This is a genomic window from Myxococcus xanthus (genome assembly GCF_013116825.1).
Classification (GTDB): Bacteria; Myxococcota; Myxococcia; order Myxococcales; family Myxococcaceae; genus Myxococcus; species Myxococcus xanthus_B.
Window position 1 is genome coordinate 1 of sequence record NZ_JABFNS010000147.1, and the last position, 21,817, is coordinate 21,817.

The 21,817-nt window shown below is 70.5% G+C and carries 17 protein-coding genes and 1 pseudogene; 3 read left to right on the forward strand and 15 right to left on the reverse strand.

The genetic code is table 11. The features are described from left to right. The 8 genes from HNV26_RS31380 to HNV26_RS31415 form a co-directional block, all read right to left on the reverse strand. A partial coding sequence (locus HNV26_RS31380) for a rhodanese-like domain-containing protein (protein WP_171452930.1) occupies nucleotides 1–368 on the reverse strand: 368 nt, incomplete at its 3' end. A gap of 17 nt (nucleotides 369–385) precedes the next feature. After that, on the reverse strand, nucleotides 386–1,090 hold the full coding sequence (locus tag HNV26_RS31385) for an MBL fold metallo-hydrolase (protein WP_171444654.1): 705 nt from the start codon (nucleotides 1,088–1,090) through the stop codon (nucleotides 386–388). A gap of 236 nt (nucleotides 1,091–1,326) precedes the next feature. After that, nucleotides 1,327–2,613 carry a sigma-54 interaction domain-containing protein gene (locus HNV26_RS31390; protein WP_171444655.1) on the reverse strand — a complete coding sequence of 429 codons (1,287 nt, stop codon included), beginning with the start codon at nucleotides 2,611–2,613 and terminating at the stop codon, nucleotides 1,327–1,329. A 29-nt stretch (nucleotides 2,614–2,642) separates the two neighbouring features. Next, nucleotides 2,643–3,914: an NAD(P)/FAD-dependent oxidoreductase gene (locus HNV26_RS31395; protein ID WP_171444656.1), complete on the reverse strand. Its 1,272-nt coding sequence runs from the start codon at nucleotides 3,912–3,914 to the stop codon at nucleotides 2,643–2,645. 151 nt (nucleotides 3,915–4,065) lie between these two features. After that, nucleotides 4,066–6,768: a DUF748 domain-containing protein gene (locus HNV26_RS31400; protein ID WP_171444657.1), complete on the reverse strand. Its 2,703-nt coding sequence runs from the start codon at nucleotides 6,766–6,768 to the stop codon at nucleotides 4,066–4,068. Between the two features lie 365 nt (nucleotides 6,769–7,133). Continuing rightward, nucleotides 7,134–7,553, reverse strand: coding sequence for a hypothetical protein (locus HNV26_RS39410; RefSeq protein WP_171444658.1), 420 nt, complete (start codon nucleotides 7,551–7,553; stop codon nucleotides 7,134–7,136). Between the two features lie 12 nt (nucleotides 7,554–7,565). Next, entirely contained in the window at nucleotides 7,566–8,285 is a 720-nt protein-coding gene (locus HNV26_RS31410; RefSeq protein WP_171444659.1) for a hypothetical protein, read from the reverse strand. Between the two features lie 96 nt (nucleotides 8,286–8,381). Beyond that, nucleotides 8,382–9,782: an ELWxxDGT repeat protein gene (locus tag HNV26_RS31415; protein WP_366817069.1), complete on the reverse strand. Its 1,401-nt coding sequence runs from the start codon at nucleotides 9,780–9,782 to the stop codon at nucleotides 8,382–8,384. Nucleotides 9,783–10,237: 455 nt separating this feature from the next. Between HNV26_RS31415 and HNV26_RS31420 the strand changes: the two genes are divergently transcribed. Then, nucleotides 10,238–11,932 (forward strand): DUF885 domain-containing protein, encoded by a 1,695-nt coding sequence (locus tag HNV26_RS31420; RefSeq protein WP_253817240.1) that lies wholly within the window; start codon nucleotides 10,238–10,240, stop codon nucleotides 11,930–11,932. A gap of 8 nt (nucleotides 11,933–11,940) precedes the next feature. On the opposite strand, the gene HNV26_RS31425 is transcribed toward HNV26_RS31420, so the two are convergent. From HNV26_RS31425 to HNV26_RS31445, 5 genes are all read right to left on the reverse strand, one after another. Beyond that, the gene (locus HNV26_RS31425; RefSeq protein ID WP_253817241.1) at nucleotides 11,941–12,372 is read right to left on the reverse strand and encodes a fibril protein; all 432 of its coding nucleotides are present in this window, start codon (nucleotides 12,370–12,372) and stop codon (nucleotides 11,941–11,943) included. 111 nt (nucleotides 12,373–12,483) lie between these two features. After that, nucleotides 12,484–13,374 (reverse strand): 4-hydroxy-3-methylbut-2-enyl diphosphate reductase, encoded by an 891-nt coding sequence (locus HNV26_RS31430; protein ID WP_171444662.1) that lies wholly within the window; start codon nucleotides 13,372–13,374, stop codon nucleotides 12,484–12,486. A 112-nt stretch (nucleotides 13,375–13,486) separates the two neighbouring features. Next, nucleotides 13,487–15,619 carry a M56 family metallopeptidase gene (locus HNV26_RS31435; RefSeq protein WP_171444663.1) on the reverse strand — a complete coding sequence of 711 codons (2,133 nt, stop codon included), beginning with the start codon at nucleotides 15,617–15,619 and terminating at the stop codon, nucleotides 13,487–13,489. After that, the gene (locus HNV26_RS31440) at nucleotides 15,616–16,011 is read right to left on the reverse strand and encodes a BlaI/MecI/CopY family transcriptional regulator (RefSeq protein ID WP_171444664.1); all 396 of its coding nucleotides are present in this window, start codon (nucleotides 16,009–16,011) and stop codon (nucleotides 15,616–15,618) included. The genes HNV26_RS31435 and HNV26_RS31440 overlap by 4 nt, the downstream gene beginning before the upstream one ends. 149 nt (nucleotides 16,012–16,160) lie before the next feature. Next, the gene (locus tag HNV26_RS31445; RefSeq protein WP_171444665.1) at nucleotides 16,161–16,976 is read right to left on the reverse strand and encodes a sterol desaturase family protein; all 816 of its coding nucleotides are present in this window, start codon (nucleotides 16,974–16,976) and stop codon (nucleotides 16,161–16,163) included. 370 nt (nucleotides 16,977–17,346) lie between these two features. Here HNV26_RS31445 and HNV26_RS31450 point away from each other — a divergent pair, with 370 nt between their 5' ends. Next, nucleotides 17,347–17,601, forward strand: a complete 255-nt coding sequence (locus HNV26_RS31450) for a hypothetical protein (protein ID WP_253817242.1) — start codon at nucleotides 17,347–17,349, stop codon at nucleotides 17,599–17,601. Between the two features lie 8 nt (nucleotides 17,602–17,609). Here HNV26_RS31450 and HNV26_RS31455 read toward each other — a convergent pair whose 3' ends face one another. Both HNV26_RS31455 and HNV26_RS31460 read right to left on the reverse strand, forming a co-directional pair. After that, nucleotides 17,610–18,713: a coiled-coil domain-containing protein gene (locus HNV26_RS31455; protein WP_171444667.1), complete on the reverse strand. Its 1,104-nt coding sequence runs from the start codon at nucleotides 18,711–18,713 to the stop codon at nucleotides 17,610–17,612. 18 nt (nucleotides 18,714–18,731) lie between these two features. After that, a complete protein-coding gene (locus tag HNV26_RS31460; protein WP_171444668.1) occupies nucleotides 18,732–20,168 on the reverse strand; it encodes a vWA domain-containing protein in 1,437 nt (478 codons plus the stop codon). A 785-nt stretch (nucleotides 20,169–20,953) separates the two neighbouring features. On the opposite strand from HNV26_RS31460, the pseudogene HNV26_RS31470 reads away from it, so the two are divergent. Beyond that, a pseudogene (locus HNV26_RS31470) lies at nucleotides 20,954–21,817 on the forward strand (hypothetical protein); the annotation flags it as partial.

Genomic DNA, 21,817 nt, shown 5'->3' on the forward strand with positions numbered 1-21,817 from the left:
GGGGGGTGGGGGACGGGGCGCACCACGGGCAGCCGCGCGGTGTTCCACGCGAGCATCCCACCTCGCAGGTTCATCACTCGAGTGAAGCCCAGGGTGACCAGGCCCGTGGCCGCCCTCGCCGAGCGCGCCCCGGAGCGGCAGAGCAGCACCACGTCCGTGTCGCGCGGCCAGGTGTCGACGACGTCCGGCACCGTGGCCAGGGGGGCGTGCCGGATGCCCGCGACGTGGCCCAGGATGCCGTCGAGCTCGGCGGCCTCACGCACGTCGACCAGCGTGAGCTCGGAGGGCAGACACGCCGCGAGCTGCCCCACGTCCACGTCGCGGTATCCCGCGGGATGGGGCGTGGCGTTGTCGAAGAGAGGATGCATGAGGGCTCCGCGTGGCTTCAGGCCTGGAGGGAAGGTGTGGGCGGCGTGTGTCCGCAGGCCCGGTTGGCGGGGACGGCCACATCCAGCTTCCGGGGCGGCGGGAGCTGGAGCGCGTTCATCAAGGCGATGAAGTCCGCGCGCGTGCGTCCGGCCAGCCGGGGGTTGTGCTGCTTCTCCTCGCCCACCGTGGACATGGCGTGCCCGGCGTAGTCGTGGCCGGGGTACACCGCCGTGTCGTCGGGAAGGGTGAAGAGGACGCGGGTGATGGCGTCATAGAGCTGGCCCGGGTCGCCGTTCTGGAAGTCCGTCCTTCCGGTGCCTCGGATGAGCAGCGCGTCTCCGGTGAAGAGGCGGCGCTCACAGAGGAAGCTCAGGCTGTCGTCGGTGTGGCCGGGCGTCTCGAGGACACGGACTTCGAGGCCGCCCACGCGCACGATGTCTCCGTGGTTCACCGTCCGGTCCACGCAGGGCGCGCCGCGGCTGGAGGCCACCACGGTGGCGCCTGTCCGCTCGCGGAGCACACCCGCGCCGGTGACGTGGTCGGCGTGGACGTGCGTCTCCAGCACCACGGACAACGTGAGGCCCAGCTCCCGGAGGAGCTTCAGGTCGCGCTCCGTCTGTTCCAGCACCGGGTCGATGAGCGCGGCGGCGCCCGTGGCCTCGTCGGCCAGGAGGTACGTATACGTCGAGGTGTCCGCGTCGAAGAGCTGGCGGAAGAGCATCGTTCGCCTCCGTCGGAGTGGGGGTGTGAGGCCGTCATTGCCAGTGATGTGCCAACCGGCCGGGCGATGGAGGTGGCGGGACGCGGGTCGAGGGGGCACGGGTCGGCGGCTCCGCGGAAGCGGGCCCTGCGGGCAAGGCGGCGTGCTCTCGTGAAACACACCTGAAACAGGCGTGAAACGTCGTTTGAGGTCCATGCTCGTGGTGTTCCGTGGCCGACGCCCGCCCGCCGCGCCGCTCAGCGTTCCGCCGCCACGCCCAGGTCGCGCAGGCGCCGCCACAGCGTCACGCGGCTGACGCCGAGCAGGCGCGCGGCCTCGGAGCGGTTGCCGCCCGCCTGGGCGAGCGCGGCGCGGATCCGCTCCGGCTCCAGCGAGGCATCCGGAGGCGGCTGCGACACGGCAGCGGCCTGCCGCGGCTCGGAGAACTCCGGTGGCAGGTCCGCCTCACGGAGCACCGGGCCTTCGCCAATGACATAGGCGTACTCCATCACGTTGCGCAGCTCGCGCACGTTGCCGGGCCAGGGGTGCTCCTCCAGCAAGCGGCGGGCGCCAGGCGAGAAGCGCTCCACGCGGCGGGCGCCTCGCTGGTGCAGTTCCTCCAGGAACCGCAGGGCGAGTGGGAGGATGTCGCCCCGTCGCTCCCGCAGCGTGGGCAGGAAGAGCGGCACCACACGCAGGCGGTACATCAAGTCCGCGCGGAAGCGCCCCGCCTCCACTTCGCGCCGCAGCGGCCGGTGCGTGGCGGCGATGATGCGCACGTCCACGGGCACGGGCTGGCGGCCTCCCACGGGGATGACGGTGCGCGTCTCCAGCACGCGCAGCATCTTCGCCTGGAGGTCCAGGGGCATCTCCGCCACCTCGTCCAGGAACAGCGAGCCCTTGTCCGCGAGCCGGAAATGTCCTGGGCTGTCGCGCACCGCGCCCGTGAAGGCGCCGCGCACATGGCCGAACAGCTCGCTCTCCAGCAGGTTGGGCGGCAACGCCGCGCAGTTGATGGCGCGAAACGGCCCGCGCGCCCGTGCCGACAGCGCATGCAGCGCGTGCGCGATGTGCTCCTTGCCGGTGCCCGACTCCCCGCGAACGAGCACGCTGGACTCGGTGCGGGCCACCTTCTCGACGATGCGGAAGACGCGCTGCAGCTCGGGCGCCTGGGTCCACAGGCCGTGGAACAGCTCCGCGCGACCGCTCGTCTCGTCCACCGCGTCAGGCGAGACGAGCAGGGCCCACCCGGATGTCCGGGGCCCTCGCGCCAGGGGGACGGCGCGCACCCGCACGGGCTTCGAGCGCCCACCCACGCGCAGGCGGACGGAGGCCTCTCGCCCGTTCTCCAGGACGGCGTCCAGCGGCGCCGTGCCGTCCGCGCGCACCAGGACCTGCGCCAGCGGCGTCCCTGCCCGCAGCGCGCCGCCCAGCAGGGCCTCGAGCGAGGGCGTGAGCGCGGTCACCCTCCGCGCGTCGTCCACGAGCAGCACGGGGCCCGCGAGGGCATCCAGGGCGGGGAGCGCGAGGTGGGAGGTGGGCATCGTCGGTGCATAGCCCGGCCCCCGGCGTCCTACGCAAGCCCCCGCATCATGAATGCCCAGTAGAGGCGTGGCAGGCCGTACTTCTTCAGCAGCCACATGTCGCGCCGCTCCTGCATGGTGTCGATGAAGGGGATGCTGGGCGCGGGCTTGCCGTCGTAGTCGAACTCGGCGAGCAGCAGGCGCCCGTAGCCGGTGGTGAGAGGGCAGGACGCGTAGCCGTCATACCGCGCCGGCAGGGGCAGGCCCTTCATGCAGGCCAGGAGGTTCTCCACCAGCACCGGCGCCTGCTTGCGGATGGCGGCGCCCGTTCGGCTGGTGGGCAGGTCCGACGCATCTCCGAGCGCGAAGACGTTCGGATGGTCCGGGTGCTGGAGCGTGTACTTGTCCGCCTTCACCCAGCCGGCATTCGGGCCCTCCCGCCAGGACAGCGGGCTGCGCTTGATGAAGTCCGGCGCGCTCTGCGGCGGGGTGACGTGCAGCATGTCGTAGGCCAGGGTGAGGCGCTCCGTCTGCCCGTCGCGCGTGGCCTCGAAGGTGGCCTCGCGCCGCTCTCCGTCCACGGCGATGAGGTTGTGCTGGAAGCGGGGCGTGATGCCGTAGCGGTGCACCACGCCCTCCAGCACGGAGGCGAAGGGCTTCACGCCGAAGATGGTCTTGGCGCCGGAGCCGAAGACGACGCTGGTGCGCTCCATCACGCCGGTGCGGCGGAAGTGGTCCGCGGCCAGGTACATGATTTTCTGCGGGGCCCCGGCGCACTTCACGGGCGTGGAGGGCTGGGTGAAGAGCGCGGTGCCCCCCTGGAAGTTCTGGAGCAGGCGCCACGTCTTGGGCGCGAGCTGGACGTCGTAGTTGCTGCTGACATGCGGCGTCTTCAGCGCCTCGCGCAGGCCCGCGACCTTGTCCCAGTCGAGCTGGATGCCAGGGGCGACGACGAGGAAGTCGTAGCCCAGGCGGAGGCCGCCGCGGGTGAGGACCTCCCTCGCCTCCGGGTCAATCTCCGTGGCGGCGTCGCGCACCCACTTCACGCCGTGCGGGATGAGGCGGGACTCGTTGCGCACGGTGTCCTCGACGCGCGCCTCCCCGGCGCCCACCAGCGTCCACAGGGGTTGGTAGTAGTGGTGCTGGGAAGGCTCGAGGACGGCGACGCCCTTCTGCCCGGCGCGCGCCAGCCGGGCGGCCACCGAGATTCCGGCGGTGCCACCCCCGATGATGAGGACGCGATGGTGTTCGCGTACCGGCACCACCACGGGGCTGGACGGCGTCACCGAATCCCCGCGGTCGAAGTCCTCGCTCGTCTGCATGTCGCGCGCTCCCTTGTGACGCGTGAAACGGGCAGGAAGCCCTAGCAGGGCGCATGCCACACTCGTCCCCGAGGGCAGGCCTCGGGTGACGAGGTGAACACGTTGTTTCCCGGCCGTTTCAGCGTGTTTCAGGGGGCGCGGGCCGTGGCACCTACTTCCCGAAGAGGCCGCGCAGGCGCTTCTTCGCTTCTTCCTCGGCGCGCTTCTTGGCCTCGGCCTCCAGGCGCGCCTTCTCCTCGGCGGCCTTGGCCTCCAGCTCCTTGCGCCTGGCCTCGGCTTCGGCGCGAAGCTTGTCCTCGCCGCCTTCGATGATGCCCTGGACCTGCTGGCCGCGCTCGCCGCCAATCAGGTTGCCCGCCAGCGACGAGGCCGCCAGCTTCGCGATTTGCGTCACCGCTGGCTTCACGTCCAGGCTGGTGACCTCCGGCTTCCACGCGGGGCCTGTCAGCTTCAGGCCCACGGGGATGGCGGCCGGCGGCGTCACCTTGCCCAGCGTCAGCGTCTTCACCGTGGACGGCGTCAGCGACACGGAGCCGGTCAGGTCCAGCGAGCCATCCAGCCGGATGCCGCCGTCGAAGCTCAGCTCCGCCTCCGGCCGCGTCCACGTCAGCGGCTTGGAGAGCTGGGCCACGCCGTCCTTGATTTGGACGCTGAAGGGCAGGTCACCGCCCAGCTTCGTCACCTGCTCGTTCTTCAGGCCCTTGGCCGCGATGGGCAGCGCCTTGGCGAGCGGCTCGGACACCGCGGCCACCAGGTCCTTGCCCAGCAGCTCGCCATCCAGCAGGTCGCCGTTGATGCCGCCGAGCAGCGTCTGCTTGAGCTGGTCGGGCGTGTAGCCCACGCCCTTCACGTCCACGTTGCCGTTGAACTTGCCCGTCACGGCCTTCTGCGGCGTGAATTGCGTCAGCGCCTGCTCCACCGCGACGCCCTCCACCTTCACCTTCGCCTCGAAGGGGCGCTGCTCCGGCAGCGGGCCCAGGCGCATCGTGGTGCCGTCCGCGACGATGCGTCCGCCGTAGACGCCCGTGGAGAACTTCTCCACCGTGATGAGGTCGTCGGTCATCTTCACCACGCCCGTCACGTGGGTCATGTTCATCTCCATGTAGCGCAGCGTGCCCACCGCGAAGCGGATGTCGCCCCGGAAGCCGTTGAAGCGCGTCGGGTCATCCGACGGCGGCTCCTCCGGCGGCGGACCGCCGCGCGCCTGGACTTCCTCCGCGCTCATCATCAGCGCGTCCGCGTCCAGCTTCTGGCTCTTGAGGTCCGCGGAGAACGTCGTCGTCTGCTTCTTCCCCGTCCCCGCGAGCGCGAAGGCCGCGCTGCCCGTCATCGTGTCCTCGAGCACGTTCGCGGTGAGCTTGGGGATGTCCACCTTCATGCCGGAGCCCTTGCCGGGCGCGTAGGTGCCCGCGGCGCTCAGGTCCATCCGCTGTCCCGGGGCCTTGTCCACCAGCAGGCCGGGCCGCAGGTCGACGCCGCCCAGGTCCGCCTTCGCGTCGAAGCGCAGGGCGCCGCCCGTGGCCGCCGCGCCGGAGACTCGCGCGGAGAGCTTCATCGCGCCGCCCGCGTCCTTGGTGAGCTGGGCCGGCACGCGCAGCCGCACGGGCGTCAGGTCCACGTTGACGTCGATGGCCTGGGCGTCCTGCGTGCCGCTGGCGCGCACGTCCAGGCCGATGGGGCCGGCAATCATCCCGTTGAGCTGCTTGCGCAGCGGCGGGTAGTACTCGGCGAGCGCGGCCGGGTCCAGGTTGCGGCCCGTCAGCTCGAAGCCCTCCACCGCGGGCTTATCGGTGAGCAGGCCCTTCACGCTGCCCTTGCCGGTGAGGCTCGCGGGGCCCAGGTCCACCTTCAGCTTGTTGAGGGCCAGGTCACCCGTGGTGATGTCGCCCGCGACGTCGGTGTCCATGACGACGTCCAGCGCCTTGCCGCCCTCGGAGCCGGTGAAGCTCAGGCCCAGGGCCTTGATGATGCCCACCAGCTTCGTGGGGCCCTGGCCGCCGGGGACGGCGCTGCCCAGGTCCGCCTGCCAGTCCGCGTCCAGCGTGCCCGCCCGCAGGCCGATGTCCGGCGGCAGGAAGGGGCCCAGCGGGGCGAGGTCGATTTTCTGCGCCTTCAGCGTCACGCGCTCGGGCGTGGGGACCAGCGTGGCCGGCAGCGGCGCGGCGTGGAGGGACACCTGGAGGTTCTGGGTGTCCGCGAGCACGGCGGCGGCCAGGTTCACCACCAGCGGCTTGCCCACGCGGAGGTCCTTCACCTCGATGTCCAGGTCCTTCACGCCCAGCTCGCGGGCCTGTGCGCCGGCGCCGCGGTCCACGAAGCGGATGGCGCCGTCGGTGAGGGCCGCGCGCTCCACGTGGACGCCGGAGAGGTCCATGGGCTGGGACTCTTCAGCGGGGGCCTCCTCTTCCTTGGGCTGCTGTTCTTCCAGCCGCTGGAGCAGGCGCTGCACGTTGGTGGTGCCGTCGGCGAAGCGGACCAGGTTGACGGTGAGGCCGGAGACCTCGGCGTTCTTCACCTGGATGTCCTTGCCGCTGGAGGACAGGAGCGGACCCGCGGCGACGCGGACGTCCATCAGGGCCAGCTGGGCCAGCGGCAGGTCTTCCCCTTCGGCGGGGCCGACGGTGACGTTCTCCACCTGGGCGCCAAGGGTGGGGAAGAGCTTGGTGGAGATGTCCCCGATTTCGATGGGACGTCCCAGGAGCTGGGAATAGGTGGCCGCCTGGTCGCGGGCCGTCTTCAGCAGGATGGCGTCCAGTCGCCAGAGCGCCACGGCCACGATGATGACGAGGAGCGCGAAGACTCCTCCAAGGACGTAGGGCCAACGGCGCTTCTTCTTCACCACGGTGTCGGACATCGCTTGAAACCTCCTCCAGCGAGCGGGCCGCAGGCGCCGGCCTGTGCGGTACCCGACGGGCGGGCAGACGCTTAGCCCAGCCCAGGCTCGTCCGCACGCGTCAGACGCGCCAGCCCCCAGCGGGACAGCAGCATGACAGTTCTGCCCAAGACGACGCTGGAGGCGGGGAGAAATGCACGGAGGCGTACAATTCGAAGGACGGACGGCCGCTCTGGGAGCGCGAAAAAAGGGGACACCAGCCGGCTCCTGGTGCCCCCTGCCACTCGACAGTTCTCCGATGTGGGCACCCGGTGCCAGGAAGGGAAGGGGGCCAACGCCGTCCCGGTTGGCCCCTGGGGTCGGCAGCGCCGAGGGCGGGCAGGCGCTCAGTGTTGCACGGCGAGGATGCGCCAGGCTCGCGTGTCGACGGCGTAGAGCGCGCCCATGTCGTTGGGGATGGTTTGGGCACCACATGCCTGGGGCGACAGGACGATGCTGACCAGGACGACGCCCTCCTGGTAGGGCGCCGCGTAGACGTCGTACGACTCGCGCCGGTACAGGCACTCCCTGCCGGGGTGAGAGGGGGTCGGCGCCTTCTTGTCCCAGGGATAGAAATCCTCCATGGCGAGCTGGATGGCTCGTGCCATGTCACCTGGAATGCTGTGCAGCCCTTCTTCGGGAATGCCCGTGGGGGGAAATTCGAAACGAGCGGCTTCTTCCGGTGGCGCGTGGACAGGGCGTGGCGGGCGCTGGAAGAGCGCGCACGCGGGAAGTGCCAGGACGAGGAACGGCAGCCACCGGGTCATGAAGTCTCCTGCTCAGTCCAGCCCGCCAACGGGGGGCACGATGCCTGCGGCCTTGTTGCTCGGCTTGATGATTCCAATGAGAACCCAGCGTTTCCCTCGCCGGGAGTAGACCTCGCCGGGTGCATCGGGCCTGTCCAGGTAGGGGATGATCTTCTGGATCTGACAGGCCGAATCAAACTGGATCTTCAAGAAGTAGAGCTGGTTGGCCGCCATCTTGTCCTGTTGGGACAGCGGCGAGGGGAACCAGGGGTGGCTGTGGAAGTCTGCGAGAATCGGTGTGACCCGGGCCTCTGGGTCGACGACGCGGCGGACCGGGAAGCAGGACTTCTGCTTCGTCTCACCGCGCAACTGAGGCTCTCCCAATGGTGAGGGATGCATGGTGCGGTAGATGCCATCCCCCCGCGAGTAGATGACGCCGCAGTACTCCTGTCCGAAGTCCCTGGCGGTGGCCCTGTCCAGGCGCATGATGGCCGGACAGAGCTGGTCAATGACCTCGTCCGGGTCGCTCGATGCCTGGACTTCGGACCACGGGCCCCTGGCCCAGACATAGCCAGAGTCGATGCTCATGAACCCGTAGGACTCGGTCTCCTGGGAGTGCCGCAGGTTGCCAGAGCAGCTCAGTGCCAGCGCCAGCACTGCCCCACCGGCAATCCTGCCCGTTTCCCGGTCCCATCGCCGCCAGCCGGAGGTGCGCTCAGTCCAGGTGGACCGGTGCGAACAGTGGATGGTCATACCCGGCGCACGTAGTGGGCCGCCGGGGGCGATGTCCAGTGTCGTGGCCTTCTCGGAGCGGGCCTGGATTTGAAGAAGGGAGCTGGCGCCTACCGCTCAGAGCCCGCCGTTGCCGCTCATGTCACACATGCCCGCGGGCCGGATGCGCAGCGCGCGCAGCTCGCGGCCGTAGTCGGCGTTGTCGCTGGCGACGAAGTAGAGGTCCCACCCCGAGCGCACGAAGTTGCTCGGGTCCGAGTGCATGGCCCCCGGCGCGATGCCCTGCACCTCGAACACCCCCGGCTCGCGGGTGTCGCTCACCCACGCCTCCCGGCCTCCGGCCTCCGTGTGGGCGCTGAAGAAGAGGTACTCCTCCACGGCCGTCAGCTCCGCGGGCTCCGAGCCCGCCGCGCCCAGGGCGATGTCGGCGTGCAGCTGCGTCCCCGCGTTCGTCCCGTCGCTGCTCCACAGCTCGCGGCCGTGCACCCCATCATCCGCCACGAAGAAGAGCCGGTCCTTCACCACCGTGAGGTTCGTCGGCTGCGACGGCACCGGGCCCGGGTAGATGTCCTTCACCCGCGTCGTGCCGGACGTCGTGCCGTCGCTGCGCCACAGCTCGAAGTCCACCCCCCCGGCTCCCGTCGCCGCGCTGAGGAAGAGCTTGTCCTTGTAGGCGACCAGCCCCAGGGGTGCGCCGACGAACGTGTACACGTAACGCGCCCAGCTCGACGTGCCGTTGGTGACGTAGAGCCGCGTCTGCGGCGCATCGAAGTTCCAGGTGAAGAACAGCTTGTCCCCCACCGGCGTCAGGTCGCCCAGCATGTTCTCCTCTGTTCCGTCCACCAGCCGGACGAAGCTGGCGCCATCGGTCCGGTACAGCTGCACCCGGCTCGACTGGCGGTCGGTCGGTGAGAAGATGTTCACCTTGACGTAGAGGGCGTTCGTCCCCGCCACCAGCTCGAAGTGGCTGGAGACCAGGTCTCCCTCCGTGCTGAAGTCACGCAAGAGGAAGGTTCCCTCCTCCGTGCCATCGCTGCGCCACAGCTCGCGGCCATGCACTCCATCGTTCGCCGTGAAGTACAGCACGCCGTCGTAGAAGGTCAGGTGCTCCGGGTCCGAGCCCAGCCCACCCGGCGAGATGTCCTTCACCAGCTCCGTGCCCGCGGTGGAGCCATCCGTCTTCCAGAGTTCGCGGCCATGCACTCCATCACTCGCCGCGAAGTACGTCGTCGTCCCTCCCTGGAGGAAGGGGCCCGCGTCCGAGCCCGGGCCTCCTGAGTACACGTCCCGGAGCGGACGCGTCCCCGAAGCCACGCCCGAGCTCATCCAGGGCTCCTGGCCCCACACGCCATCCGTGGCGGAGAAGAGGAGGACCTCGTTGCCGTGAATGAGGTTCTGCGGATGGGAGTGCCCCGGCCCCGGGATGATGTCCCGCACGAGCCGGGCCGTCGTGTCGCACAGGTCCCAGCCGGAGGCCGCACCCAGGCGCGCGGTGTCTTCACGGCTGGCGGCTGCCACCTCCCCGTGCTCCTGGCGAACCGGGGAGGGGGCTTCGACGCCGCATCCGAGGGTGGCGATGCCTGTAACGGCGGACAACAGCAAAGGAAGGCTCTGTGCGCGAAGACGCATACTCACTCCTTGTTGCGGTGGCTGGCTGCGGTGGGGTGCCGCGGTCGCGCAATCTGGCTGGGATGTGACGAAACCCAAGCCGTCCGCGAGTCGGTCCAGGGCTGCCATTGCGTGACAGTCGCCCTCCGAGGGCGCCTCGGCGTACGAGACCGGGGACCTTCAGCCGACAACCCGGGCGAGAGCTGTTCGACGAAGAAGCACCCAGGGCGCGCTTCCCGCTTTCCGAACCGCCGTCCCATTACGAGACTCGACGCGCCATGCGCATTCGCTCCGCATTCGTCCTGTTGGCCTGTGTCTCCGCCTGCGCTTCGCGCTCGGGGGCCGGGCCGGAGTCTTCCACGGCCATGCCCACCGCTTCCGTCTCCGCCGCGGACGCCGACTATGTCGTCCTCGCGCGCGAGTACCTGGATTGGTATGCGGCGGCGCATCCCACCCGGGCCACGCGGCTCGGCTATCACATGCATGACGCCCACCTGCCGGACGTCTCTTCGGGCGCGTTGAAGCGCAAGGCGGAGGCGCTGCGCGGCTGGCTGACGCGCCTGGAGCAGGTGGTGGCGCGCGGTGGCCTGTCGGGAGACGCGGCCGTGGACGTGCGCGTGCTGGAGAACGCGATGCGCGCCGACCTGCTGGAGCTGGAGGAGGTGCGCCCCTGGGAGCGCGACCCGGGCTTCTACGTGGGCATCATCTCCAGCGGGTTGGACGGCCTGTCGTCACGCGAGTTCGCCCCCGTGGCCGAGCGCATGCGCGCCATGCGCTCCCGGATGGCGCGCATCCCTGGCGTGCTCGACGCGGCGCAGTTCAACCTGAGCGGCGTGCCGAAGCTGTGGGCGGAGTACGCGCTGCGCGACGCGCGCGGCACCGTGGCGTACCTGCGCACGGACCTGCCCCGGGCCCTGACGGCGCAGGGGTATGCCCAGGTGCCGCTGAGCGAGCGCGCCGCCTTCTCCGCCGCGCGTGAGGAGGCCGCGCGGCAGATGGAGGCCTTCGCGGTGTGGCTGGAGCGCGAGCTGCTGCCCAAGGCGGACGGCGACTTCCGCCTGGGGCGCGAGCGCTTCGAGAAGAAGCTGGCGCTGGAGGAGCACGTCACGCTGGACGCGGACGCGCTCCGTGACATCAACGAGCGCGCCATCCGCGACTACAAGGCCTGGGTGGCGCGCGAGGCCGCCCGGCTGGACGCCTCCAAGACGCCCGAGCAGGTGATGGCGGAGCTGGTGAAGGACCATCCGAAGGCGGAGGAGCTGGTGGCGTCGGCGCGGGCGCAGCTGGTGGAGCTGCAGCGCTTCGTGCGCGAGCGGAACATCCTCACGCTGCCGTCGGACCGGCTGCCCGTGGTGCGGGAGACGCCGCCCTACGCGCGGCTGGGCTTCGCGTCCATGGACACCCCCGGCCCCTTCGAGACGAAGGCCACCGAGGCCTTCTACAACATCACCAACGTGGAGCCCGGCTGGACGCCCGAGCAGAAGGCCCAGCACCTGACGTACTTCAACCGCGCGGGCCTGCTGGGCATCACCGTCCACGAGGCCATGCCCGGCCACTTCGTGCAGCTGCTCTACGGCGCGCGGATCCCCACGGACGTGCGCAAGGTCTTCACCCCCGCGTCACTGGTGGAGGGCTGGGCGCACTACTCCGAACAGATGATGGTGGATGAAGGTCTGGGTAACGGTGACCCGGTCGTGCGGCTGGGGCAGCTCCGCCGCGCGCTCCAGCGGCACGCGCGCTGGTACGCGGCGCTGGCGCTGCACGTGTACGGAGAGCCCGTGGAGGCGGTGGCGAAGCGGTACGCGGAGATTGCGTACTTCGAGCCCTTCCCCGCACTGCGCGAGGTGGAGCGCGGCACGCTCGACCCCACGTACCTGTATTACGCCGTGGGGCGCATGCAGATCTTCAAGCTGCGCGACGACTACCGCCGCCACCTGGAGTCGCGCGGGAAGACGCTGGTGCTGAAGGACTTTCACGACCGGCTCCTTCAGCTCGGGCTGCCGGTGTCGCTCGCGCGGGAGGTGTTCCTGCCGGGCGACACGGCGCCGTCGCTGGAGTGAGCCGCGGACTACAGCTCGATGACCCGGGGCGTCTCTTCCTGCTCCACCTGCGGGCGGGAGGCGAGCCCCTGGAGGTTGAAGCCGTTGGGCGCGTGCACGGCGCCCGCGGTGTTCGGGTCCAGGTAGAGGCTCACCGGAGCGGCGAGCCCGTCGTACGTCACCTCGAAGACCTCCAGCTCGGTGGGCGCGCCGGTGCCGCAGCAGGGACCCACGCGGCGCCAGGCGATGCGCTGGCCCTGGGGGCCTCGCAACAGCTCCAGGAAGGCCATCATCCCCCGGTCACCCCAGCCGACGCGGACCGGGTCCTGGGGGTGGAAGCCGTACTCCACCCCCTCGACGCGCGGCGCCGTGGCGCGGGGCTCTGGCGCCGCGGACTTGTTGGTTGATGCACACGCAGCCAGGAAGAGCATCCCGGCACAAGCGGCTCGAAGCAGCGACATTCCGACCCTCCCCACCACCACCGTCCCGCGGGGAAGATGTGGCCGGGTGGCGCTCCGTGCATCCCGGCAGCGGACCGGCCGTTCACCGGCGGACGTTGACCACGCCCGGCGTCACTTCTTCTTCGGCGCCGCCCCCGACATGTCGCGGATGAAGACGTGATCGATGCCGTGGATGCGCAGGGCCACCAGCTCGTCCGGGGTGACGTTGGGATAGCCCGCCTCGCGCATCTGCTTCACGAACTCGGGCGTGACGCCGTGGATGCGGAAGGCCAGAATCTGCTCCTGGGTGAGGTCCTTGAAGCCCAGCTCGCGCATCTGCTTCACGAAGTCGGGCGTGACGCCGTGGATGCTCATGGCCGTCAGCTGATTCCAGGGCAGCTTCGCGAAGCCGACGCCGGAGAACTCCTTTACGCGCTGGGGCGTGACGCGGTGGATGCGGCTCTCGACCAGTTCCTTGAACGACAGCCCGGGGTAGCCCGCGTCGGACATGCCGCGCACGTACTCGGGCGTCACGTCGAAGATGCCCGACTGGATGAGCTCCTCCGTGCTGAGCTGCTTGTAGCCCAGCGCGGCCAGGGCCTGGATGCGAGCGGTCGTGACGTGGGTCGCCGCCAGCTGGAACTGTACCTCGGGCGTGATGTCCGAGTAGCCCAGCGTGGCCATCTTCTTGAGGAAGTCGTTGCTGGCATCGAAGCGGTAGTGGCCCGCGCCCTGGCCGTCCTGGAACTGGCCTTCGAAGCGGAAGGTGCCGGCCTCGCGCGGCAGGGTGAAGGTGGTGGCGCCGTCCGTGGTGGACAGTCCCTGGAAGGACGCCCGGGGTTCCGTGAAGCCCATGTTGCGGTGCGGGCCCTGGCGGAGCTGGACGTTCAGGGTGGAGGGGTCGCTGCTCTTGGGCGAGGCCGACCAGGTGCCGCGAGGCTCGAAGGTGGAAGAGGCCGCGATGGCGGAGGTGGCCATCAACAACAGGGCCACGAGGGGCAGGCGTGACGACATGAGACGCATGGTGGGCTCCTTCGGGTAGACCCCTCCCGTGCGGCGCGCGTCGGATGAGACGTGCGCCGAGCGGGGTGGGGCAATCGAGATGTGTTGGGTGATGGGGCGCGGGACGGACGGCTTACTTCGAGCCGGTGCCGCGCATCTTCCGGATGAAGTCCGCGTCCACGCCGCCGGTGCGCAGCCGCACCAGTTCGTCGACGGAGAGGTCCTTCAGGCCTGCGTCATGGAGCTCACCCAGGAAGTGGGCGTCCACGCCCGTGGCGCGCAGCCGCTGGAGCTCCTTCGCATCCATCGTCTGCACGCCCGCCTTGCGAATGCTGGCGAGCCAGCCCGGGTCCACGCCCACGGCGCGAAGCCGCATCAGCTCCCGGGCCTTGAGCTTCGACAGGCCGTGCTTGTTCATCTCGCGGATGTACTCGGGGCTCACGCCCACGGCGCGCAGGTGGGCGAGCTCCCCCAGCGACATGCCGGCGTAGCCAGCGTCCTTGACGCCCCGGACGAAGTCCTCGTCCACGCCCACGGCGCGCGCATGGGACAGGGCCTTCGGGTCATCGACGTTGAAGCCCGCGGACTTGAGGGACTGGACGTACTCGGGCGTGACGCCCAGGTGCCGCAGGCGCGTCAGCTCCTTCGCTTCCAGCTTCCGGCCGAAGCGCGTGTTCATGTCCTGGACGTAGTCGGGGGTGATGCCGGCGTGGCTCATCCTCACGAGGTTGGAGACCGTCGGCGTGTAGCCCATGGCCGTCAGTTGCTGCACGCGCTCCGGGGTGATGCCCGCGTTCTTGAGCGCGATGAGCTGCGCCACGGAGAGCTGCTGCCCCGCGCCGACCCGCGTCTGTTGGTCCAGCTCGCGCTGGGCGCGTGAACCCAGGCTCCGCGGCGGAGGCGCAGGTGGCGGGGTGGGGCCCGGGGCTGACTGGATCGCCACGGCCGCGACACTGGCCGGAGGAGCGGGAGGCGCCGGGGGCGCGGGCGGTGCCACGGGTGTGGGCGCGGGCGGCACCGGCGGGGCGAGCGAGAGCGCCGGGATGGGCGGAGGCTGGACGAGGACGGGCTCGTCGTCCGGCTGCGGCGCGGCGTCCGTCTGTCCCAGCAGGAGCGACGTCAGCGGCGCGGCCACGGCCAGGCTGCTGACCAGGGTGAGCACGGAGGCGCCCGCCGCCCAGCGCGAGGCGCAGCGCGAGGTGGGCAGGGTGATGAGCCGCCGCACGCGCTCCGGCAACGAGCCACCCAGCGCGGACATGGCGGGGCTCGGCGCTCCCGGCAGCACGCGGAGCGTCTCGAGCGCCGTCAGCGCCCGGGCGTAGGAGACGGAGTTGCCGCTGGCGGCCACCGCGACGTCGTCGCAGCAGTGCTCCCGCTCGACGCGGATGACGTGGGAAATCCAGCGGACCGCCGGGTGGAAGAAGAGCAGCGTCTCCACCAGCACCTGCGCCAGGTTCACCGCGAAGTCATGACGGCGGATGTGGGCCAGCTCATGGGCCAGCACCATCTCCAGTTGCCGAGCGGGAAGGCCCGTCAGGGCGGACACGGGCAGGAGCACCACGGGCGACAGCCAGCCCACCGCGGCGGGCACGTCCACGTCGGAGGACTGGAGCAGCCGCACCGCGCGGCGCAGGCCCAGGCGTCGCGACAGGGCGTCCAGCCGCTCCTGCCACGCCTCGGGCGCGGGCAGGGCCCGGTCCGCCAGCTGGCGCAGCCGCATCCACTCCGCCGCCATCCGCCCCGAGCACAGGCCCACGCCCGCCACCCACGCCAACACCAGCCAGTGCAGGTGCGCTTCCACCTGGGACAGCGCGCGTTGCAGCAGCAGGCCGGCCATGACCAGGAAGGAGCCCAGGCCCACGAGCAGCGTGCTCTCGAAGCCGCTCGCGGCGCCGTCCTCGGCCATGTCCGCGTCAATCCATGCGGGCGACGCCGCGGCGGGCGCCACTCGCCACGCGGACCGCGACGCCGGCGTCACCGTCTCCTCCATGCGCCGCGCTCCCAGCGCAGAGGTCAGGGACTGCGCGCGCGGAACGGAGGTGTCCATCGCCGCTCGCGCGGGCGCGCCGTGGAAGTGCTTCCACCCGGAGGCCACTGGCAACGCGAGCGCCAGCACCAGCGCCCCGCAGGCCAGCGCGTAACGCGCATGCGCCGCGCGCCGCCCCACGGTGACGAGCGCCACCGCCAGCGTCAGCGCCACCAGCGTGCCCTGCCAGAGCGAGTGCAGCAGCGCCCACCCCAGGGACTCCATCAGCAGCCGGCTCATTCCTCGCCTCCTTCCAGGGTGTCGAGCAGCCGGCGCAGCTCCGCCAGCTCCTCGGGACGCGTCTTCTTCGACGACAAGGCCTGCATCGCCAGCCGCGCCGGAGAGCCACCGAAGGCGCGGTCCACCAGGTCCGTCACCAGCTGCCGCTGGGTGCGCTGCTCCGTGGCCCGGGGCCGGTACACGTGCGCGCGCTGGGACTCGTCACGCTCCACCAGCCCCTTCTCCGTCATGATTTGCATCAGCTTCAGCACCGTCGTGTACCCGGTGCCCTCCGGCTCTTCGCGGGTGAGGGCGTCGTGCACCTCGCGCACCGTGCTGTCGCCACGCGCCCAGAGGACCCGCAGGATGGCCAGCTCCCCATCCGTGGGACGCGGCAGCTTCGTCTCGCTCATGACGCTTCCTTCCGTGACTCGATTGCCTGGAGCCATATTACGAATGGATTCGTAGATGTCAACGAAGCCCTTCGTAGATGCGGTCCGTCAAAAGCCCCCTGCCTCTGGGTGAGGGAGGGGGCTTGGGGATTCGGGCGGGTGCCTGTCCGTCAGTTTTCCTGTCGCGTCGCGGGCTCCGGCGGCGTCTGGGCGGCGGGCGGGTTCTCCCAGAAGCGGCGCGGGTGGTCGTCACTGCGGGTGCCGCCGGAGAGCCGGTCCACCCAGGGGTACCGCTGGGCCTCCTCGGCCGTGTAGCCCAGGTTGAAGACGGTGGGGCTCTTGGGCTTGTCACCCGACTTCTCGTAGAAGGTCCCGAAGAGGCGGTCCCAGAAGTAGTTGGTGATGCCGTAGTTGCCCTGCTCGTTGTGGAAGTGGTGCGACAGGTGCAGCCGCTTGATGTCCTTCAGGAACTGGGACCTGGGCGTGTAGTTCAGGTGCTGGATGCAGTGGCAGAACTCATAGAAGCACGTAATCACCATGGCCCAGCCCAGCGCGGCGGCGGCGCCCCCCTTGCCGCCGATGAGATAGCCAATGGGGGCAATCACGCCGCCCACGGTGGGGAGCACGTTGGCCAGCGCGCCGAAGAGCACGCGCAGGTCGTTCGGGTCCTGGTGGTGGTCGAAGTGGATGCGCTTCCACGTCGCCGCGGTGAGCGGTGATTTGTAGAGGAAGCGGCTGTGCAGGATGTGCTTGTGCACCAGGTACCAGCCGAAGGGGAACGCCACGCTCGCGGCGAGCATCGCCAGCAGCATGCGCAGCGGGTTCTCGAACCACTTCACGGCCAGGACCAGGCTGATGATGCCCACGATGATGTAGGCCACCACCGCGTAGTAGGTGAAGAACGAGTAGACCAGGTCGCCCAGCGTCATCCGGTCCAGGTTGTGCTTGCGGTTCTTCAGGAACGAAAAGGGTGCGCTGACTGCCACGGTATCCTCGCAGGGAGCCGCTGCCCCCCATGGAGGCAGACGAAGCAGGAGTGTGTGCGCGCCGTACCCGCCGGCCACGGGGTTTACGGCGGTGCTGTCAGTACCAGGGGCCCTTGAAATTGCCGCATCCTGAAGGGCGCCCCATAGCGTTTTCCTGGAGCAGCTGAGAAGCAACCCTGCTGAATGAACAGGCGGTGTGTTGCCTGCCCGCCCAGAAGCCGGCCCAGGCACGGGCTTCCTTCGCGTCCGATAGCAGCCCACTTTCCTGGAGGCCAGGATGACTTTCCGGGAGGCGCGGATGGCGGAGCACGAAGGACAGCAGACACCCAGGACGAAGGTCCGCAGGCGCAGGACACCGACTCCCAAGGCAATGCGCACTAATGAACGGAATGCCGGGCCAGACCGGGGCAGCATCGCCCTGCGCCGCACGGCGTCCGAGTACCGGGCCACGGCGGAGGAGCAGGCGGCGCGCGTGCGTGAGGAAATCGAGGCGGCGCTGGTCCAGGCCCGCAGCACCCGCGAGGCCATTGAGCAGCGCATCGCGGCTCAACTGCACGCGCCGCCGGTGAGCCACACGCCTCCGCCGCGGCGCAAGCGCGCCACCCGGGCGTCCCGGAAGAAGTAGCGCGTCGTTCAGGGGGCGACGCGCGTGGGGGGCGGCGCGGCCACGGGGGCGACGTCATCGGGCCCCACGCTGGAGGCGGGCTCCCTCAGCTGCTTCAGCTTGCGCGCCAGGTCCGCGGCCTGCGCGCCCTTGGCACCCAGCTCGCTGCCCTGCGCTCCGATGAAGGAGACCCGGGCCCGCTCCAGCAGCGCCACCTGCGCGTGGAGCTGGGCCAGCAGCCGCTCCTTGCGGCGGGCCAGCACGTCCAGGTGGTTGAGCTCTTCGCCCAGCGAGGACGCGGCCAGCTCCAACTGCCGGCGGGCCACCGCGTCCTGCGTGGCCGCGGCGCGCTCCCGCAGCTCGCGCACCTGGGCGTCCACGTCGTTGGCCACCACGGAGCCGAGCTGCGCCTCCAGCCCGAAGTGGACCTCCGCCAGTGAGAAGCTGTCGCCCGTCATCTTCTCCAGCACGCCCAGCAGCTCCGTGCGCCCGGTGCTGGGCGGCATCTTCGTCACCACGTCCTTGCACTGGCGATAGAGGGCCAGGGCCCGCGTGGCCAGGGTGTGCGAGTCGCCCTTGAGCGCGTCCTGCAACTGGCGGCCCCTCGCCTCCACCGCGTCCACCTCCACGCGGAGGTGGGCCGGCAGCGTGCCGATGCTCCAGAAGAGGCCCACGACGAGGAAGCCCACCAGCGCCGACAGCAGGCCGTCGCTCCCCAGGAAGCGCGCCTCCAGCACCTGTTGGACGTAGAGGCCCAGTGGGACGAGCACGCCCGCGGCGGCGGCGCTGGTGGCCACCGCGGCGGGTTGTCCTGGCTGCTCCCGTCCATGACCCAGCCAGGCCACCAGCGCCGCGGCGAGCGCGCCCGCGAGGCTCACGGGCAACGGCTCCGGGGCCCGGAAGAAGTAGGGCAGGGCGGGCAGCACCGTCAGCGCCAGGCGCAGCGCCAGGGGGTGGACCCCGGTGGGCTTCACGCACGCCTGCGCCGCGGCCACGATGGCGAGGTACTCCGGTGTCAGGTGCAGGTCCGGAACGGCCCCCGCGACCAGACCCATGCAGGCGGCACCTCCCAACGCGCGAAGCGTGCGGGTCTCGAACTCCTCGCGGTGGAAGTACTGCACGGAGAGGGCCATGGGTTCACCGTCCTGCTGCTAGTACGTATTGTTCTGGCCGAAGTTCTTGATGGACTTCTTGAGGAGGTTGCGCGACTCGGCCTGCGCCTCCTCCGCGCTGGACGCGCCCGCCAAGGCTGCCTGGGAGCGGTTCACGTCCGCAAGCTCCCCGGCCAGCGCGTCCGCGGAGGAGCCGAAAATGGTCCGGGCGTTGTCCAGCAGGCTACGGGCCTTCGCCTTGTTGCCGCGCTTCATCTCCTCCGCGGCGGCCACCATGTGCTGGGTGCCCAACGCCCGGGTCGCGTGGACGCGCACCTCCTTGTCCAGGTGCTCGCGCACGAGGTCCAGGTCGCTCGTCACCTCCGCGGTGAGCTGCAGCGCCGTCTCCGCCGGCAGGTCACGCGCCACGTCGACGTAGTGCACCTGTGCGTTCAGCAGTGCGAGCGCGCCGGCGGTCCGAGGGGTGTTCAGCGTCAGCTTCGCCATGACGCGCACCGTCTGGGCGCTGGCCATGTCGTACAGCGGCACCTTCAGCACGTTGCCCTCGCGGAAGGACGCCATGCCCATGACCTCCACGTGCCGCACCTCGGGCGGGACGTCCAGCCGCAGCTCCACCATTCGCGCCACGGTGCTGGTCGCCTGGTCCAGCTCGCGGGAGAAGACCTCCGCCAGCCGCGCCGAGTCGTCGATGAAGCCGGAGAAGCCGCCCCCCTGCTCGGCCATGCCGCGCATCAGCGTCTCCTGGTAGTCCCGGCCCACGCCCAGCGCGCTGACGGTGATGCCGTCGCGGCGCAGCCGGTGGACCTGGTCCAGCAGGCCCGCTTCGGACACGAGGCCCGTGGTGGGCTGGCCGTCGCTCAGCAGGATGGCGCGGCTGACGCGGTACTCGCGCATGTGGGGCCGCAGGGCGTTGGCCGCGGCGTCGAGCGCGCCGCTGATGTTGGTGCTGCCGTCATCCTGCAGCCCGGAGATGAGGGTCAGCAGCTCCGCGCGCGCCTCCTCCGTCATCCGCTGGCTGGGCTGCACCCGCACGTCGGTGCCGTAGTCGATGAAGGCCAGCCGGTCCTCGGGCGTCAGGCGCTGCACCAGCTCCGTGGCGGCGCGCCGGGCGTCGGCCAGCTTCTGGCCGTTCATGGAGCCGGAGCGGTCCAGCACCAGCGCCAGGCTGACGGGCACCCGCTGGCCGGTCTCCGCCGGGCGCGCCTTCAGCTCCAGCCACGCGAAGGCCTCGCTGGGCCCCGTCTGCACGTACGCGCCGGACAGCTTGCCTGTCATGTGCAGGGCGCCGTCCTCCGGCTTGGACGTCACCAGCGTCAGCGTCCGGGTGGCGGGCGGGTCCTCCGGGCGCCGCACCGTGTGGCTGGTGTCCGTGACGGCGGGAGGGGGCGGTCCGGGCGGCGTGGGCGGCGTGCCCAGCAGGAGCGCGCCCACGGCGAGCACTCCCGTCGCGGCGACCAGCAGCAGTGAGCGGTTCATCCAGGGCCTCGAGGTTGGAGGGATGCGGCACACTCGCCTGGAGTCACCCGAGGCCGCATCGGTCACCAGGAGGAGGGTCCACCCGTTGCCCGATACGACCTCCGCTCGCGGGCTCAGGCGTCCCGTATGGAAACCCAAGACGCATTGTTGCTGAGCCCGGTGGTTGATGGAGGTCAGGTTCGTTTCGAGCCGGCTGGGTAATGGGCAATGACGAGACATTTGCGGAGCCCCGGGGCTGGGACTGCATGGACATGGGCTGCGAGACAGACAGGTGCGCGGGCCCCTTGAATCGGGCGAGGGCGCGCAGGCGAGGGGGCCGTGCGCCGCTTCCGGTGCAACCACCTGCGGGGTCACCTGCACCGTCTGTCCTCGGGAGGTGCTGCCCCGAAGGCTGTGCGCGGCCTCGGCGAGGCTGCTGGCGTTGGCCGAGAGGCAGGGCCCAGCGCCGCCATCGCCGAGACGTTCGAACGCGGCGCACTCGGCCTCGCCGCTGTCGCCCACGTCCTCGACCCGTGCATCCGCAAAAGGGCGCACCGCCCCCACTGCCCCTGGTGCTGTCGGATGACCCGCGCGTGCGTGAGCAGCGTGTCGCACAGCGCTCTCTCAACCCGGCCTGATACCGGGCGAGGCGGTTCGCCGCCTGCGCTGTAGGGCATTCGAACTGGCGTAGCGTTGACGCGCTCAGGGCTGTCGCTGCGGAGTTGGGGTAGGCCCCACCGTGTCAGACCGGGCGAGGAACCTCTGCCCTCTTTGTCCCTTCAGGGGCAAGGACAGGGGGGACATCGATGTTCATGCGCTGGAACTGGGCCGTCGTATTGCTGCTGGTGTTACCCGGGGTGGGAGGAGCGCAGGAGGCTGTCGCCCCGGAAGACTCTGAAGCCACCGTGCACAGGGCGGAAGAGGCCATTTCCGGCGAGGAGGGAGAGGCTCAGCCCGAGGAGGAGGCTTCTGCGCCCACCACGTCCGACTCGACACCCCCGATGACGAACTTGCTGCGCATGGACGCGGCGGCATTGGCGTTGCTGCCTCGGAGGGGCGAGGGCACCGACGAAGGCTTCGTGCAGTTGGAACCCATGGTGGCCTTGGGGAAGGGGGAGTCGTTCCGCCTCATTCTCGGGGCACCGGTACGGCTGCGGCTGTGGGGCGGAGAAGAGGGCGCGGGCCTCGTGAGGAAGGAGGACTGGGACACGCTGTCCGATTGGGGGCAGGTGGTGCGCCTTTTCATGGTGGGAGGAGACACGCCCAACTCGGTGTGGCTGGGGATGATGGAGGGCTACTCCCTCTTGTCCGGGCACCTGGTGCGGCGCTACGGCAACCGCGTCAACCCCGACTACCGCCCGGCCGGCGTTATCGCGACGGGGACACTGGGGCCGGTGTACGCGGAGGCCTTCGCCTCGGATGTGTTGAGCGCTCGCCTGGCGGGGGCGGAGGTGGCCCTGGACGTGCAGCACGTCCTCTTCGGCCGCCCCCCTGTCCCGGGGCGGTACACGCTGGCGCTGTCGGCGGTGCATGACTGGGGGAGGGTGGTAGGCGCCGCGAGGCCCATGACGTTGGCGCACGTGGACGCCACCGCCGTGGTGCTGCGGCGAGGGCGCAAGGGCAAGAGGGTGGAGGCGCATCTGCTGGGCGGGTGGGGCGGACGCCCGGGA

Excerpts from the sequence above, each read along its gene's own strand:
- HNV26_RS31435 (WP_171444663.1), bottom strand. The coding sequence starts at position 15,619 with ATGAGCCGGCTGCTGATGGAGTCCCTGGGGTGGGCGCTGCTGCACTCG.
- HNV26_RS31410 (WP_171444659.1), bottom strand. The coding sequence starts at position 8,285 with ATGACCATCCACTGTTCGCACCGGTCCACCTGGACTGAGCGCACCTCC.
- HNV26_RS31460 (WP_171444668.1), bottom strand. The coding sequence starts at position 20,168 with ATGAACCGCTCACTGCTGCTGGTCGCCGCGACGGGAGTGCTCGCCGTG.
- HNV26_RS31430 (WP_171444662.1), bottom strand. The coding sequence starts at position 13,374 with ATGCGTCTCATGTCGTCACGCCTGCCCCTCGTGGCCCTGTTGTTGATG.
- HNV26_RS31425 (WP_253817241.1), bottom strand. The coding sequence starts at position 12,372 with ATGTCGCTGCTTCGAGCCGCTTGTGCCGGGATGCTCTTCCTGGCTGCG.
- HNV26_RS39410 (WP_171444658.1), bottom strand. The coding sequence starts at position 7,553 with ATGACCCGGTGGCTGCCGTTCCTCGTCCTGGCACTTCCCGCGTGCGCG.
- HNV26_RS31395 (WP_171444656.1), bottom strand. The coding sequence starts at position 3,914 with ATGCAGACGAGCGAGGACTTCGACCGCGGGGATTCGGTGACGCCGTCC.
- HNV26_RS31390 (WP_171444655.1), bottom strand. The coding sequence starts at position 2,613 with ATGCCCACCTCCCACCTCGCGCTCCCCGCCCTGGATGCCCTCGCGGGC.
- HNV26_RS31440 (WP_171444664.1), bottom strand. The coding sequence starts at position 16,011 with ATGAGCGAGACGAAGCTGCCGCGTCCCACGGATGGGGAGCTGGCCATC.
- HNV26_RS31450 (WP_253817242.1), top strand. The coding sequence starts at position 17,347 with ATGCGCACTAATGAACGGAATGCCGGGCCAGACCGGGGCAGCATCGCC.
- HNV26_RS31385 (WP_171444654.1), bottom strand. The coding sequence starts at position 1,090 with ATGCTCTTCCGCCAGCTCTTCGACGCGGACACCTCGACGTATACGTAC.
- HNV26_RS31400 (WP_171444657.1), bottom strand. The coding sequence starts at position 6,768 with ATGTCCGACACCGTGGTGAAGAAGAAGCGCCGTTGGCCCTACGTCCTT.
- HNV26_RS31455 (WP_171444667.1), bottom strand. The coding sequence starts at position 18,713 with ATGGCCCTCTCCGTGCAGTACTTCCACCGCGAGGAGTTCGAGACCCGC.
- HNV26_RS31420 (WP_253817240.1), top strand. The coding sequence starts at position 10,238 with ATGCCCACCGCTTCCGTCTCCGCCGCGGACGCCGACTATGTCGTCCTC.